11 protein-coding genes are annotated in these 12,956 nt (G+C 64.9%); 4 read left to right on the forward strand and 7 right to left on the reverse strand.

Going from position 1 to position 12,956, the window contains the following annotated elements:
- Nucleotides 1-112: 112 nt before the first annotated feature.
- The gene (gene dbpA, locus A9J21_RS16015) at nucleotides 113-1,516 is read right to left on the reverse strand and encodes an ATP-dependent RNA helicase DbpA (RefSeq protein WP_066737309.1); all 1,404 of its coding nucleotides are present in this window, start codon (nucleotides 1,514-1,516) and stop codon (nucleotides 113-115) included.
- A 309-nt stretch (nucleotides 1,517-1,825) separates the two neighbouring features.
- Between dbpA and A9J21_RS16020 the strand changes: the two genes are divergently transcribed.
- Nucleotides 1,826-4,873, forward strand: coding sequence for an autotransporter outer membrane beta-barrel domain-containing protein (locus A9J21_RS16020; RefSeq protein ID WP_197497516.1), 3,048 nt, complete (start codon nucleotides 1,826-1,828; stop codon nucleotides 4,871-4,873).
- Nucleotides 4,874-4,952: 79 nt separating this feature from the next.
- Here A9J21_RS16020 and oxlT read toward each other — a convergent pair whose 3' ends face one another.
- A complete protein-coding gene (gene oxlT / locus A9J21_RS16025) occupies nucleotides 4,953-6,269 on the reverse strand; it encodes an oxalate/formate MFS antiporter (protein ID WP_066737310.1) in 1,317 nt (438 codons plus the stop codon).
- Between the two features lie 955 nt (nucleotides 6,270-7,224).
- On the opposite strand from oxlT, the gene A9J21_RS16030 reads away from it, so the two are divergent.
- The gene (locus A9J21_RS16030) at nucleotides 7,225-7,425 is read left to right on the forward strand and encodes a sigma factor (protein WP_066737312.1); all 201 of its coding nucleotides are present in this window, start codon (nucleotides 7,225-7,227) and stop codon (nucleotides 7,423-7,425) included.
- A 79-nt stretch (nucleotides 7,426-7,504) separates the two neighbouring features.
- Nucleotides 7,505-8,233, forward strand: coding sequence for a DUF4198 domain-containing protein (locus tag A9J21_RS16035; RefSeq protein WP_066737313.1), 729 nt, complete (start codon nucleotides 7,505-7,507; stop codon nucleotides 8,231-8,233).
- Nucleotides 8,234-8,293: 60 nt separating this feature from the next.
- Here the strand turns inward: A9J21_RS16035 and A9J21_RS16040 are convergent, their stop codons facing one another.
- The 4 genes from A9J21_RS16040 to A9J21_RS16050 all read right to left on the reverse strand — a co-directional run bounded on the left by A9J21_RS16040 (nucleotide 8,294) and on the right by A9J21_RS16050 (nucleotide 11,193).
- The gene (locus A9J21_RS16040; RefSeq protein ID WP_066737314.1) at nucleotides 8,294-9,106 is read right to left on the reverse strand and encodes an alpha/beta fold hydrolase; all 813 of its coding nucleotides are present in this window, start codon (nucleotides 9,104-9,106) and stop codon (nucleotides 8,294-8,296) included.
- Nucleotides 9,107-9,124: 18 nt separating this feature from the next.
- Entirely contained in the window at nucleotides 9,125-9,295 is a 171-nt protein-coding gene (locus tag A9J21_RS31585) for a hypothetical protein (RefSeq protein ID WP_156545942.1), read from the reverse strand.
- Between the two features lie 174 nt (nucleotides 9,296-9,469).
- Nucleotides 9,470-10,792 (reverse strand): type II toxin-antitoxin system HipA family toxin, encoded by a 1,323-nt coding sequence (locus A9J21_RS16045; protein ID WP_066737315.1) that lies wholly within the window; start codon nucleotides 10,790-10,792, stop codon nucleotides 9,470-9,472.
- The gene (locus A9J21_RS16050) at nucleotides 10,792-11,193 is read right to left on the reverse strand and encodes a helix-turn-helix domain-containing protein (RefSeq protein ID WP_066737317.1); all 402 of its coding nucleotides are present in this window, start codon (nucleotides 11,191-11,193) and stop codon (nucleotides 10,792-10,794) included. The genes A9J21_RS16045 and A9J21_RS16050 overlap by 1 nt, the downstream gene beginning before the upstream one ends.
- Before the next feature lie 305 nt (nucleotides 11,194-11,498).
- Here A9J21_RS16050 and A9J21_RS16055 point away from each other — a divergent pair, with 305 nt between their 5' ends.
- Complete coding sequence (locus A9J21_RS16055; protein ID WP_066737318.1) at nucleotides 11,499-12,233, forward strand: IclR family transcriptional regulator; 735 nt, start codon at nucleotides 11,499-11,501, stop codon at nucleotides 12,231-12,233.
- A gap of 22 nt (nucleotides 12,234-12,255) precedes the next feature.
- Here A9J21_RS16055 and A9J21_RS16060 read toward each other — a convergent pair whose 3' ends face one another.
- Nucleotides 12,256-12,954 carry a 4'-phosphopantetheinyl transferase superfamily protein gene (locus A9J21_RS16060; RefSeq protein ID WP_082926456.1) on the reverse strand — a complete coding sequence of 233 codons (699 nt, stop codon included), beginning with the start codon at nucleotides 12,952-12,954 and terminating at the stop codon, nucleotides 12,256-12,258.
- Nucleotides 12,955-12,956: the final 2 nt, after the last annotated feature.

Here is a 12,956-nt window from a genome sequence, read left to right on the forward strand (position 1 = left end):
GAACGGCTGGCTTGCACCAGCGATCGACAGCGACGGCAGAACTGCAAACCACGTCCCTGGCGACGTGGTTTTTTTTCGCCGGCCCCGTAGGGAGGCCGGCATGGCATGGCTGTTACCGCTGACCAGTCGTCAGCAGCCGCACCTTCACCTTGCGCCCCTTCACCTTGCCTTCGTTCAGCCGCTTCACGGCTTCGCGGCCAATGGCGCGGTCGACGGCGATATAGGTCGACATCTCCATCACGCTGATCTTGCCAACCTGCTCCTTCGTGAAGCCAGCGTCACCGGTCAGCGCGCCAAGGATGTCGCCGGCCCGGATCTTCTCCTTGCGGCCGCCCAGCATCTGCAGCGTCACCATCGGCGGCAGCAGGCGCGTGCCGCCTGCGGGTGTCAGTTCGGTCAGCGCGTGCCACTCGAATTCGCCACCCTGATGCTGCTCGATATTGCCTACGCGGCCCATTTCGTCGAGGCTGACCAGGCTGAAAGCCCAGCCCGCCTCGCCGGCGCGCCCGGTGCGGCCGACGCGATGGACATGGACCTCCGGATCGGGCGTGACGTCCACGTTGATCACGGCTTCCAGCTGGGAGATGTCGAGACCGCGCGCAGCCACGTCGGTAGCCACCAGCACCGAGCAGCTCCTGTTGGCAAACTGCACCAGCACCTGGTCGCGCTCGCGCTGGTCCAGGTCGCCATGCAGTTCAAGCGCGGCGTAACCCTGCGCATGCAGTAGATCGGCCAGATCGCGGCAACGCGCCTTGGTATTGCAGAACGCGAGCGTGGTGGCCGGGCGGAAGTGATCCAGCAGCAGGCCGACGGCTTTGAGCCGCTCGCCGTTCTCCACCTCGTAGAAACGCTGCGTGATGGTGGCGGCGTCGTGCGCCTCTTCCACCTTCACCGTCCTGGGCTGGCGCAGGAAGCGATGGGCGAGCTTGTCGATGGCATCCGGATAGGTGGCGGAGAACAGCAGCGTCTGCCGGTCCTTGGGCGCGTGGCTGGCAATGAACGCGATGTCGTCATGAAAGCCCATGTCGAGCATGCGGTCGGCTTCATCGAGCACCAGCGTATTGATCGTGTCGAGATTCAGGCTGCCGCGATCCAGGTGGTCGATGATCCGGCCCGGCGTGCCAACCACCACGTGGGCGCCATGCACCAGGCTTTCCACCTGGGGCCGAATCGGCGATCCGCCGCAGAGTGTCAGCACCTTGACGTTGTCCTCGGCGCGGGCAAGGCGGCGGATTTCCTGTGTGACCTGGTCGGCCAGCTCGCGCGTGGGGCAAAGCACCAGCGCCTGGACATCGAACGGACGCGGGTCCAGCCGGTGCAGCAGCGCAAGCGCAAACGCCGCGGTCTTGCCGCTGCCGGTGCGGGCCTGGGCGATCAAATCCTGCCCTGCCAGCGCCAGCGGAAGGCTGGCCGCCTGGATCGGCGTCATGGCGTCGTAGCCAAGTTGAGCGAGGGTGGCCTGCATGGCCGCGGACAGCGGCAGCGTGGCGAATGAGGTAGGGGCGGAAGAAGTCATTCCGGATTATAGATGCGCGGCGGCGTCTTGCCCCTGCCCCGCTGCTGCGTTACGGCCCCACCGGCGGTCCCTGTCACCGTTAGAGCGTACGCTCTAATACGTTCCTGCCCCTGCTTGCAAGGGGGGATTTGAGGACGTCGCCCGCTCGCCACAGACATTATCTGTATCGCTTACATAACATTTTGTGTGATCTAACATCTGCCCCGCTGTACTTTGTACCCATAACAATACATTTACTCCGAACGGGGCAGTTCAATGAAAACCCATTTTTGTCGTGGAATGCGGCAGGGCGGCGTGCGCGCGCCGCAAGTGTCGTCTATCACTCTCGCTGTTGCGCTGTTGTTTCCGGTAGGCGCATCGGCGGCTGAATACCTGGTCAGCAACGAGGCCGAACTGCGTGCGGCACTGGGGGCCGCCATGACCGACGGCGATCCGACGGCGACAATCCGCTTCACCGCCGACATCACGATCACGACGCCCGGCACCTCCACGTTTAATTCGCCCGTCAAGCCGGTCACCTTCGATACGCAGGGTTTTGCCCTGATCCGAAATACGGGCGCTGCCGGGTTTACATTCACCGCGGCGTCGCCCCGGACATTCAATGGGACGTATATCGGTGGGACAGCTGCCCAGGGTGGCATTGGTCTGACACTGCTCGGCCCTGGCGCGCAGGCCACCATCAACGGCACAGTCACAGGGGGGGACTCGACAGGGGCTCTTAACAGCGGCGGCGTGGGTGTTTCCGCCAACGGTGCCGCGCTGACGCTCCTCAACAACGGCTCGATCACTGGGGGCGCCTCAACGACGGCCGGCGCGAGCGGCGGTGCGGGTGTTTCCGTTACCGTTGCCGGTGCGGGCTCGACCGTCATCAACAACGGCTCCATCACGGGGGGCGCCGCAACTGCGGCCGCCTCGGGCGGTGGTACGGGTGTTGCCGTCGCCGGTGCCGGCACGAGCGTCATCAACAGCGGCTCCATCAAGGGGGGGGACGGGTCCGGTTACAACGCCAATAGCAGCAGTCTGAGCACCGGCGTATTGCTTAACGCTGGCACGTCTCTTACGAACTCGGCCACCGGGGTCATTACTGGCGGCAACGGGTCTGGCGGCATGGCCGGGGCTGGTGTGACGCTTGGCGCCACTGGTGGCAACACCGTGGTCAATGCGGGCACGATTCGCGGCGGCGCGGACGTGAGCGGCGGCTCGGGCGGTGGCCGAGCGATACGCGTTGCGAACGGTACCGTTTCCATCACCAACTCGGGGCTGATGGAGGCCGGCGCCGGTAATTCGGCCATTTACGTGCAGCAGAATTCCATTCTGACGATTGTCAATTCCGGCACCATCCGCGCCGGTAGCGGCTACGCAAACGCCATCGAATTCGGTACGGCCAACGTCCCCGCCAACTCCGCCACGCTCGAACTGCAGGCTGGCTCGAACATCATCGGCAATGTCGTGGCCAGCGGGGGCGTCAACGACGCCTTCCGCCTGGGCGGCGACACCAACGCCGTGTTCGATGTCTCAGCCATCGGCGACACCGCCCAGTACCGCTTCTTCGACACCTTTACCAAGACCGGCGCCAGCACCTGGGCACTGATCGGCGCCGGCACGGTCACCACGCCGTGGACGGTGGATCAGGGCACGCTGCAGATCGGCAACGGCGGCACCAGCGGCAGTCTTGCCAGCAACGTCGTGGTCAACAGCGGCGCCACGCTGGCGTTCAACCGTTCGGACACCTACACCTTTGGCAATCTCATCTCGGGCACCGGTGGTGTGGCGCAGAACGGCACAGGCACCACGGTGCTGAATACCGCCCAGACCTACACCGGCCCGACCACCGTCAACCTCGGCACGCTCGCCATCGACGGCTCGATCACCAGCCCGGTAACGGTGAACGCCGCCGGTACGCTGTCGGGCACCGGCACGATCTTTGGCAATGTCACCAACACCGGCACCGTGACGCCGGGCGGCGGCTCGGGCGTGTTGACCGTCGCCGGCAACTACATCGGCAATGGCGGTACGGTGCGCGTGAACACGGCGCTTGGCGGCGATACGTCGGCCACGGGGCGCCTGGTGGTGACCGGCGACACGTCGGGCACCAGCCAGGTCCGGGTGGTCAACGCCGGCGGCGCCGGCGCGCTGACCTCGGAGGGTATCAAGGTCATCGACGTGCAGGGCGCGTCGAACGGCACCTTCACGCTGGCCGGCGACTATACGTTCCAGGGCCAGCAAGCCGTGGTGGCTGGTGCGTACGGGTATCGCCTGTTCAAGAACGGCGTAGCGACGCCGAACGATGGCGGCTGGTACCTGCGCTCGTCGCTGCTGGACCCGGCAGTCGTCGGCGCACCGGCCGCGGCAGCCGCTGGCCCGCTGCTGGCGCCTACCGTCCCGCTGTACGAAGCCTACTCCAGCGTGCTGCAGCGCTTCAACGAACTGGGCACGATGCAGCAGCGCGTGGGCAACCGCTCGTGGTCGCCGAACGCCTCGGTGCAGGCCGAGCAGGAAGCCGGCAAGCCGATCATCGGCCGTGGCGCCTGGGCGCGCGTGGAGGGGTCGAACACCCATGTCGATCCGATCACCAGCACCACCAGCGCCAGCTACAACGTCCGCATGTGGAAGTTCGAAGGCGGCGTGGATGCACCGGTCGTCCAGAACCAGTCCGGCACGCTGGTCGTGGGCCCGACCTTCCATTACGGCATTGCCAACTCCAGCATCTCGTCGATGTTCGGCAATGGTGCCGTGGATACCACCGGCTACGGTTTTGGCGGAACGGCCACGTGGTACGGCAACAATGGCGCGTATGTCGATGCCCGGGCTACCGTGACGTGGTACGACACCGATATCCGTTCGTCGACGCTCGGCACCAAGCTCGCCAACGGCAATCGCGGCAGCGGCGTGGCGACCAGCGTGGAAGCCGGCCACCAGCTCGCGCTAGGCGGCAACTGGTCGATCACGCCGCAGGCACAACTGGCCTGGTCGCAAGTCCGCTTTGATGCGTTCACCGACCAGTACGGCGCCAATGTGTCGCGTGACAACGGCAACAGCCTGGTCTCGCGCCTGGGCGTGTCACTGGATCACGAGACCAAGTGGACCGCCGCCAACGGCAAGACGCAGCGCTCGCACATCTATGGCATCACCAACCTGTACTACGACTTCCTGCACGGCACGTCGGCTCGCGTGGCCGACCTCAGCGTGGTCAGCAAGGAACAGGCGCTGTGGGCTGGCCTGGGCATCGGTGCATCGATGAACTGGAATGACGACCGCTACACGGTCTATGGCGAACTGCTGGCGCGCACCAGCGTGCAGAACTTCGGCGACAGCAATGCGATTGGCGCCAAGCTGGGCGTGCGCTACCGCTGGTGAAGCGCGGCTGCGTGTGAAGTACCGGGAAGACGCCAGCCGCTGCGTCTTCCCGGCCTGATCGGGACGTTTGATCAGGACATCAGGCTGGCACCTGCGTCCCGCCCCTCTCCTCTGCAAAGGCGCGTTTCGACGCCGCCACATGGTTCGCAAACACCGGCCTCAGCACCGTAAAGGCCAGGAACGCGGCCAGCAGGTCCATTGTCGCCACGGTATAGAGCACCGTCGACCACGTACCGGTGGCTTCCATCATCAGGTTGCCGATGGGCACGAACAGCGCGCCGATACCCTTGGCCGTGTAGAGCACCCCGTAGATCTTGCCGATATGCTTGGTGCCGAACGCGTCGCCGGCCAGCGCCGAGAACAGCGAGTAGACCTCGCCCCACGCCAGGAACACCACGCCCGACAGGATCAGGAACGCGTACGGATTGCTGCCGAAGTAGCCCAGCGCGATGATCCCGATGCCTTCCAGCGAGAACGCGATCACCATCGTCTTCTCTCGCCCGATGTTGTCCGAGATCCAGCCGAACAGTGGCCGCGAGATACCGTTCATCACGCGGTCGAGCATCAGCGCAAGCGGCAGCGCGGCCATCGTGAAGAAGTACAGGTCGACCTTGAACTCCTTGACGCCCAGGTCCTTGGCGATCACGCCAAGCTGCGCCACGGCCATCATGCCGCCGGTAACCACCAGCACGAACATCACCAGCATCAGCCAGAACAGCTTGGTAGCCAGCGCCTCGCGCAGGGTGTAGTCGCGCGTGGACTGGTAGATCTTGCTCGACGCCTTCACTTCGTTGGCCTGCGGTGCGCGCAGGAACCATGCAGCCATGAACGCCAGCGCGCCCTGCAGGATGCCGAAGAACATGAACGTGTGCTGGAAGCCCTGCGACTCGATCATCGCGGCGATCGGCAGGATGGTGGCTGCCGAGCCGGCACCGTAGCCGCCCGCCGTCAGACCCACGGCCAGCCCGCGGCGATCCGGGAACCACTTGATCGCGTTGTTGATACAGGTGGCATAGATCGACCCCACGCCCAGCCCGCCTACCGCCGCGCCCACGTAGAACCCCATCAGCGTGGTGGCCTGCGAATTGATCACCCAGGCGAAGCCAATGAAAAGTGCGCCGAACGCCACCATCAACCGTGGCCCGAATTTATCGATGAAATAACCCTCGATCGGGGCCAGCCAAGTCTGCACCAGCACAAAGATCGTAAAGGCAATCTGGATATTGGCGCGTGACCAGCCAAAGGTGTCCTGGATTTCCGGCACAAACAGCGTCCAGGCGTACTGGATATTCGCGGTAGCGATCATGCAGACTACGCCAACCAGCAACTGTAACCAGCGTTTTTTGTCGGAAACCTGTGGATTGGGGCGCAATGCCCCGGTCGGTGCGTGAGTCATTGCGCGCTCCCTGATGTCGTGGTTTGGTGTGCAATTCGTGGGGATGCGATTCGATACACGGGCACCGTGCGCTCGAATCGTAATGTCGTCGCCTGCATTTGCGTGTCTCCTGTGTCTTCGTTCTTGTTGTTTTTGGTCTTCCGGTTTCGCGTGTGAAACCCATTTGCGCAGGACCGCCATTGCTCAAACCACGAGTTGGTACCGAATGCGCGCCGAAACCCTTGTGCAGCCTTGGTTTCCAGGCAGTTCACCGACCGGCTATTCGTTTTGCATCTGAAATCTCCTCGATATTAAAAATCACCGAATGAATTACACGTTTGTAATGTTCGATGCGATGTTGGATTACAAACCTGTAATGTTCAGCGTAATGTTCGCGTAATCCGGAACGCGATGGTTACAAGGTATGTGATATACCAACATAGTCAAGCGAAAGCAGGGAGAGGGTTTTCACCACCTCGAAAATCTCATTCATTACAGACACCAATGAAAAATCCCTTATTAATCATGCCCGTGCATTCATGGGTCGAAAAATGGGCAAAAAAAAGCCCGCAGGCTAGCACAGGCGGGCGGAGGCGTGATGCGTGACACCAGTTCGCAACACGTAGGCTCTAGTTATAGGTGATCTTTTAACGTCTATTCGCAATCCAAGGGTTTTCTCTTAATCGAAAAACATTACAATTTTGTCAGAATAATCGGCGCATCCGGAAAACCCCGTAAATCCACCCTATTCCGCCTGGCATATTGCGACGTAATTTCATCGTCACCCGACTTCATGTCGCCAATGTCTGTGTGGTGGACACAACGTGTCGGACACGGCGCACCGGCGCAGTTGTTTGACAGTCACCCGGGCTTTCTGTTACTAATAATGATTATCATTTAAATGCCTTGATACAACTGCATGGCTGGCCGGGTACCGCGCACGGGGCTACGTAGTCGACCGATGACGGGCTAGATCATGCGTACGCGAGGCTCCCTTTTCCCTTCGACCATCGAATCGCTTTACTGCGACCACCATTCATGGCTCAAGGGCTGGCTGCACCGGCGGCTGGGCAGTGCCGAACAGGCCGCCGACCTTGCACAAGACACCTTCGTGCGCCTGCTCAACAGCGAATGCTGGGCCCGCCACGCTCCGGATCGTTCCCGCTCGACGACCTGAACAAGGCGCTGCAGACCCCGCAACGAATTCCTTTCCGCACAGTTCGATTTCTGACGCCAACCGACGAGGCCTTCTCCCTATGCACAAGACCATCTCCCTTGCCGCCGCCCTGCTTGCGCTGTCCGGCGCCGTGCAGGCACACCAGATCTGGATCGAACAACCGGCCGGCCAGCCGGCGTCGATCCGTTTCGGCGAATTTGGTGACAACCTGCGCGAGGTGTCGCCAGGCCTGCTCGACAAGTTCGGCGCGCCCACCGCCACGCTGCTGGCGGCCGGTGGCGACAAGACCGCGAACGGCGTGAAGACCGCCAACGGCTTCCAGCTGCCGTTCACGCTGGGCGAACGCGATGCGCTGGTGGCCGAAGACGCCCGCTACCCGCTGCGCACGTTCAAGCGCGGCGATGCCGAGGTCACCAGCCGCTATTACCCGGCCGCGCGCTGGGTATCGGATTTCACCGCCCAGCAGCCCAGGCTGACGCTCGACCTGGTACCGGCCGGTCAGCCCGGTGCCTTCAAGGCGTACTACCACGGCAAGCCACTGCCCAAGGCAAAGGTGGCGCTGGTGACGCAATCGGGCTGGGCCAGGGAAGGCCGCACCGACGATCAGGGGCTGGTGACGTTCGACATGCCGTGGAAAGGCATGTACGTCGCGGAAATCACGCACACCGACGCACAGCCGGGCGAGCGCCAGGGCGCAAGCGGCGTGGAGAAGTACACCACCACCAGCCATGTGACGTCGGTCACGTACGTCAAGCGCGACGGCATCGAACCGCTGCCGGCTGGCCCGGCAGCGACGCCGAACCAGTAAGCGTGGTACAGCCCTCTCTCGCCCATGCGGGAGAGGGCTCGCGAAGTCATCGCATTTTCTTTAGTTCTGCGCCTTCACCGTCTGCACCGCGTCCAGGATCACCTTCGCCACATCGGCGGGGCGCGATTGCTGCGGCACGTGGCTGGTCGGCAGCGTGGTCACCCTGGCGCCGATCCGCTTTGCCATCGCGCGCTCCAGGTCGGGCGGAATCATGCGGTCATTGGCGCTGACGATGTACCACGACGGTCGGCTGGACCACGCCGCGACACTCGTTTTCTCGCCAAAAGCCTTGGCCTGGATCGGGCCCTGGGTCGCGGCCATCACGCGCGCCCGCGCGGCGGGCACGTCCTGCGCGAAATCGCTTGCCACGGCTTGCGGCGGCAGCGACAGGTAGCCATCCTTGTCCGCCACCAGCTTGCCGATGCCCGGTGCTGGCGGAAACGCCTTGCCGGCTTCCTCGGTCGACTGTCCCGCTTCCGGCGCAAAGGCCGCCACGTAGACCAGCGCCGACACCTTGTCGCTGGCGCCCGCCTCGGTGATCACCGTGCCGCCCCACGAATGTCCCACCAGCACCACCTTGCCCGGCTGGTTGTCGATGGCGCGGCGTGTGGCCGCCACATCGCCGGCCAGCGATTCCAGCCCGTTTTGCACGGCCTGCACCTTCACGCCCTTTGCCTGCAGCAGCGGAATGACGCGGGCCCAGTCCGAGCCGTCGGCAAAGGCGCCATGCACGATCACCACGGTCGGCTGCTGCGTGTCAGCCGTACCAGCAGTGGCGGGGGCAGCCTGGGCGGCCACGCTGGTGGCCAGCCCCACGGCGGCCAGGGCCAGCGTTACGCTCGTAAGTTTGCGATCCTGTTTGCGATTCCACATGCGATTTCTCCAGCAAGACTAGTTTTGGAAAGCCGGTCCGGGCTGCGCGGGGCGCGCAATCGCCAGCGCCACACAGGCGGTGGCCGTGGCGACGATGGCCGCCGCGAGCGTCAGTCCCTGGAGCGCACCAGGCGGCAACGACGAGAACACTGTCCTCGTCAGCTGCAACGCGATGTTGATTCTTGACATGTGGGGCTCCACCCAGACCGGTGATTGGCGGCGCACCGTGCGCGTTCGCCATGGAGCCTATTGGAAGGGTTGGACGTATCGCGTCCGTGTGGCGCAAGCGGCCGTTCCGTGTGTCGACGTATCGATCGTCCGTCGTGATACAGAGCGGTACAAATCCCCGGGGCGGGAAAGCGCTCAGAGCCTGCGCGCCTGCGCACGCAGCCCGTCGAACACGCGCCCGGCCACGTCCTGCGGAAACGTTGCCGGCAGTTCGGCTGCCGTGGCGCCGATGGCTGGTTCGACGGCATCTTTCAGTTCGGCCAGGATCGCCTCGACGTCATCGGCAGGCAGGCCCACGCGGCGCCCCTGCTCCAGCCAGTGCCGGCGCATGATCTGCGCGATGCGGTAGTGGTTCTGGGTGCCGCGCACGGCCATCGCCATGCGCGCCTTCTGCGGCGCCAGCTGGTTGGCGCCGCCGCCCATGATCGGGAATGCCGACAGCACGTCGTACAGCGGTGTCGACCAATAGCGGCCGCCCGGCCCGATCGACAGGCTGAAGTTCTTGGCGTGCCCGTCGGTGGCGGCCAGCAGCCAGAACAGAATCTGCGTCTTGAAGAAATTACGACGATCATGCGCCGGGGTTTCCGAAGCCGCCAGCACCCCCATGATCTCGGCGATGCCCGGCCCGCCGTCGGCCTGGTACTTCGATAGCGGCGACAGCCCCAGCGCCTGGCAGAAGTCCTCCTGCGGCAGGCGGATGATCCAGCTGCCATCGGGCGCCAGCCGCCGGTCGAACCGCTCCACCACCAGCACCTTCTGGTCCTCGAACGTCTCGATGGTGCAATCGGCAATCGGCAGGCCGAAATGCCCCACCATCCGTGCGCACAGCCATTCGTTTTCCACCGACGTGCGCATGTCCGCCCGCATGTTGCCGACCAGGCCCAGCGGCAGCTTGAGGATATGCGTGGTAGGCGTGCTGCCGTGCGGCAACAACCATTGGCCGCCGTGATGCAGCAATGCGGTCTTTTCCTGCGCGCCGGCAATCGACAGCCGCAGGTCGCCCTCGTCGTCGTGCTGACCCAGCGGCGCGCTGCGCGTGGCATCGCGCAGCAACCGCGCGATGGCCGCCTCATCCATTGGCGTGCCCGCGATGGTCCGCAACGCTTCGGGCTCGGCGCCTTCCGGCAGCAGTTGCAGCGCGCCAACGCAGTCGCGCCCCAGTGCAGCCAGCAGATCGAACGGGCCCGTGCCCTGGGTGCGATGGCGCTGCGCCAGGCGGCGGCGGATGGCATCGCTGTCGGGCAGCAGATTGTCGAAGTAGTCGGTGACCACGCCGCCGCGATACGGTGCCGCATCGGACCGGAACGGCAGCGACAGCGACAGCGGGCGGCCCTGGGCGCTGTCCATCCAGCCGGCATCGTAGGCGAACGACTCGCCGTCGGTGCCCCGTTCCCAGGTACCCGTCAGCCAGCCGTTCATCCAGACGCCAAGCCGGCGCCGGAGCGGACGCCGACCCATTACCAGTCTTCTCCCGAGCCCGGGTCAGGCTTTGGCTTGCGGCGGGCTGCCGTGCCGGCCGGCCTGGCAATTGCCTTGGCAGTGCCTGGCTTGCCGGCCTTGCCAGGTTTGGCGCGCCGGCCATTTGCGTCCCCGGCAGCATCTGCGGGGGACGCCGTGGTATCTGCGAGAGCCGCCGCGCCACGCGGCGCCAATACCAGATCCACCTCCAGCGCCTGCAGCACGGCCAGTACGCGCGCCATGCTGGCGCGGCCCGGATTGGCCTCCAGGCGGGCGTAGCTTTGCTGGCTGACACCAAGGCGGGCGGCCACATCGGCCTGCGTCAGACCGCGCGACCTGCGAAATCCCTGCAATACCGGATTCAGCTGGGTCGGGATACGAATGGGATATTGGGTGGTCATGGGGGCTGCACGCGCAACTCGGGGTTCAGGTTCACAACACATGGGTTGTAAATCCGTTTTACTACGTAAAGGTTGTATTTTCAAGTTACAACGTATAGGTTGTAAAACCGATTTACAACATATTGGTTGTATCGCACGACTGCGGGACTAGCTCCGGGTGCATCCGCGGTCGCCTCGCGCGTGGTGCCGTGCTACAGTCCGCCCCGGCGGCCCCAACCCCGGGCCGCCACGATTCGCACCCGACCCGACCCGACCCTGCCCCGCCGCCCATGCCAGAGCGCCCCGAGCCCACCAAATCCCCGGCGATGAACGTCAAGACCGCCCTGCGGGTCATCGAGATCATCGAGACCTTTGCGCGCGAGCGGCGGGCGTTGTCGCTGTCGGAACTGGCGCGCCTGCTGGCCGTGCCGGCATCGAGCTGCCTGGCCCTGATCCGCACGCTGACTTCGCTGGGCTATCTGTATGAGACAGCACGGCGCCAGGGCTACTACCCCACCGGGCGGCTGCTGGCAATGGCCCAGCAGATTGCCCGGCACGATCCCGTGCTGGACCGTGTGCACGGCACCATGAGCGAACTGCGCGACGCCACTGGCGAAACCATCGTCATCGGCAAGCTGCACGAGGGAACGGCCGTGGTCTACCTGGATGTGCTCGAATCCCCGCACGCCATTCGCTATATCGCCACGGCCGGCGAACGGCGCGAACTGCACGCCAACTCCATCGGCAAGGCCTTGCTGGCGGCGATGGACGATGGCGAACGGGCTGCGCTGCTGCCCCGGCTGGCGTTCCAGGGCTTCACGCCCCGCACGCTGACCACGCCCGAGACGCTCGAAGCCGACCTGCGCCAGTCGCGCGAGCGCGGCGCCTACGTCAATCTCAGCGAATCGATGCCCGATGTGGGCGCGCTGGCGTGGCCGGTGCGGCTTTCAGGCGAGTGCTATGCGATTTCGATTGCGGGGCCCGTCTACCGGATCGAACCGCATCTGGAGCGCTACGCCGCCATCCTGCGCGCCGCCTGCGCCTCGCTGGAAAAGACCTGAGCGTCAGGGTCGCCCAGGCGGGTCAGTCGACGGTGGCCTGGGCGTGCAGCCGCCACCCTGTGACGTTCGGCAGGCCAAGGTCGTCCTCCAGGCCCGAAGCGGCGGCGAGCGCCAGGACGGCGTTCTTGCGTCGCCAGGTCAGCCCGTTGGCCTGCTCCAGCGGTGAGGGCACGGCCTCCACCACATTTCCCATCATGGTCTGGAACAGGTTGCCGCCGTGGCACTTGATCCACGCTTCCTTGAGCGTCCACAGCTGGAAGAACGCCAGCATGCGGGCTTCCTCGTCGCCATCGACCAGCAGTTCGGGCAGCGCAGCGCGCTCGGCCTCGGTGGTGGTGGCCTCGATCAGCGTAGCCAGGTGCTGGCGCGGCTGCAGTTCCTCGATATCGACCCCGACCGGCAGATCCGAGACCGCGCAGGCAAGGTGATCGCCCGAATGGGCAATCGAGACGAAAACCGGCGTACCCACCGCGCCGGCCGTATGGGTAGCCAGCGGCGGCGCGTCCTCGGCGGCGGACAGCGCCCATTCCGACGCATCGCCGCCGAACGTCACGGCCAGCAGCCGCCGCGCCAGCCAGCGGCCCGCCGCGAACTGCTCGGCCCGCTGCTGGGCCCGCATGGCGGCCAGCCGCGCCAGTTCCTCGGCCGACATCCAGCGGCTGACAGGTGGCGCCATGGCGGCAAAGGCCATGACCGATCCGGTACGCAGGGCAATCGGCATGG

This window comes from Cupriavidus sp. D384, assembly GCF_001652915.1.
Lineage (GTDB): Bacteria > Pseudomonadota > Gammaproteobacteria > Burkholderiales > Burkholderiaceae > Cupriavidus.

Coding starts and splice junctions, on each gene's coding strand:
- dbpA (WP_066737309.1), bottom strand. CDS start 1,516: ATGACTTCTTCCGCCCCTACCTCATTCGCCACGCTGCCGCTGTCCGCG.
- oxlT (WP_066737310.1), bottom strand. CDS start 6,269: ATGACTCACGCACCGACCGGGGCATTGCGCCCCAATCCACAGGTTTCC.
- A9J21_RS16030 (WP_066737312.1), top strand. CDS start 7,225: ATGCGTACGCGAGGCTCCCTTTTCCCTTCGACCATCGAATCGCTTTAC.
- A9J21_RS16035 (WP_066737313.1), top strand. CDS start 7,505: ATGCACAAGACCATCTCCCTTGCCGCCGCCCTGCTTGCGCTGTCCGGC.
- A9J21_RS16040 (WP_066737314.1), bottom strand. CDS start 9,106: ATGTGGAATCGCAAACAGGATCGCAAACTTACGAGCGTAACGCTGGCC.
- A9J21_RS31585 (WP_156545942.1), bottom strand. CDS start 9,295: ATGTCAAGAATCAACATCGCGTTGCAGCTGACGAGGACAGTGTTCTCG.
- A9J21_RS16045 (WP_066737315.1), bottom strand. CDS start 10,792: ATGGGTCGGCGTCCGCTCCGGCGCCGGCTTGGCGTCTGGATGAACGGC.
- A9J21_RS16050 (WP_066737317.1), bottom strand. CDS start 11,193: ATGACCACCCAATATCCCATTCGTATCCCGACCCAGCTGAATCCGGTA.
- A9J21_RS16055 (WP_066737318.1), top strand. CDS start 11,499: ATGAACGTCAAGACCGCCCTGCGGGTCATCGAGATCATCGAGACCTTT.
- A9J21_RS16060 (WP_082926456.1), bottom strand. CDS start 12,954: ATGCCGATTGCCCTGCGTACCGGATCGGTCATGGCCTTTGCCGCCATG.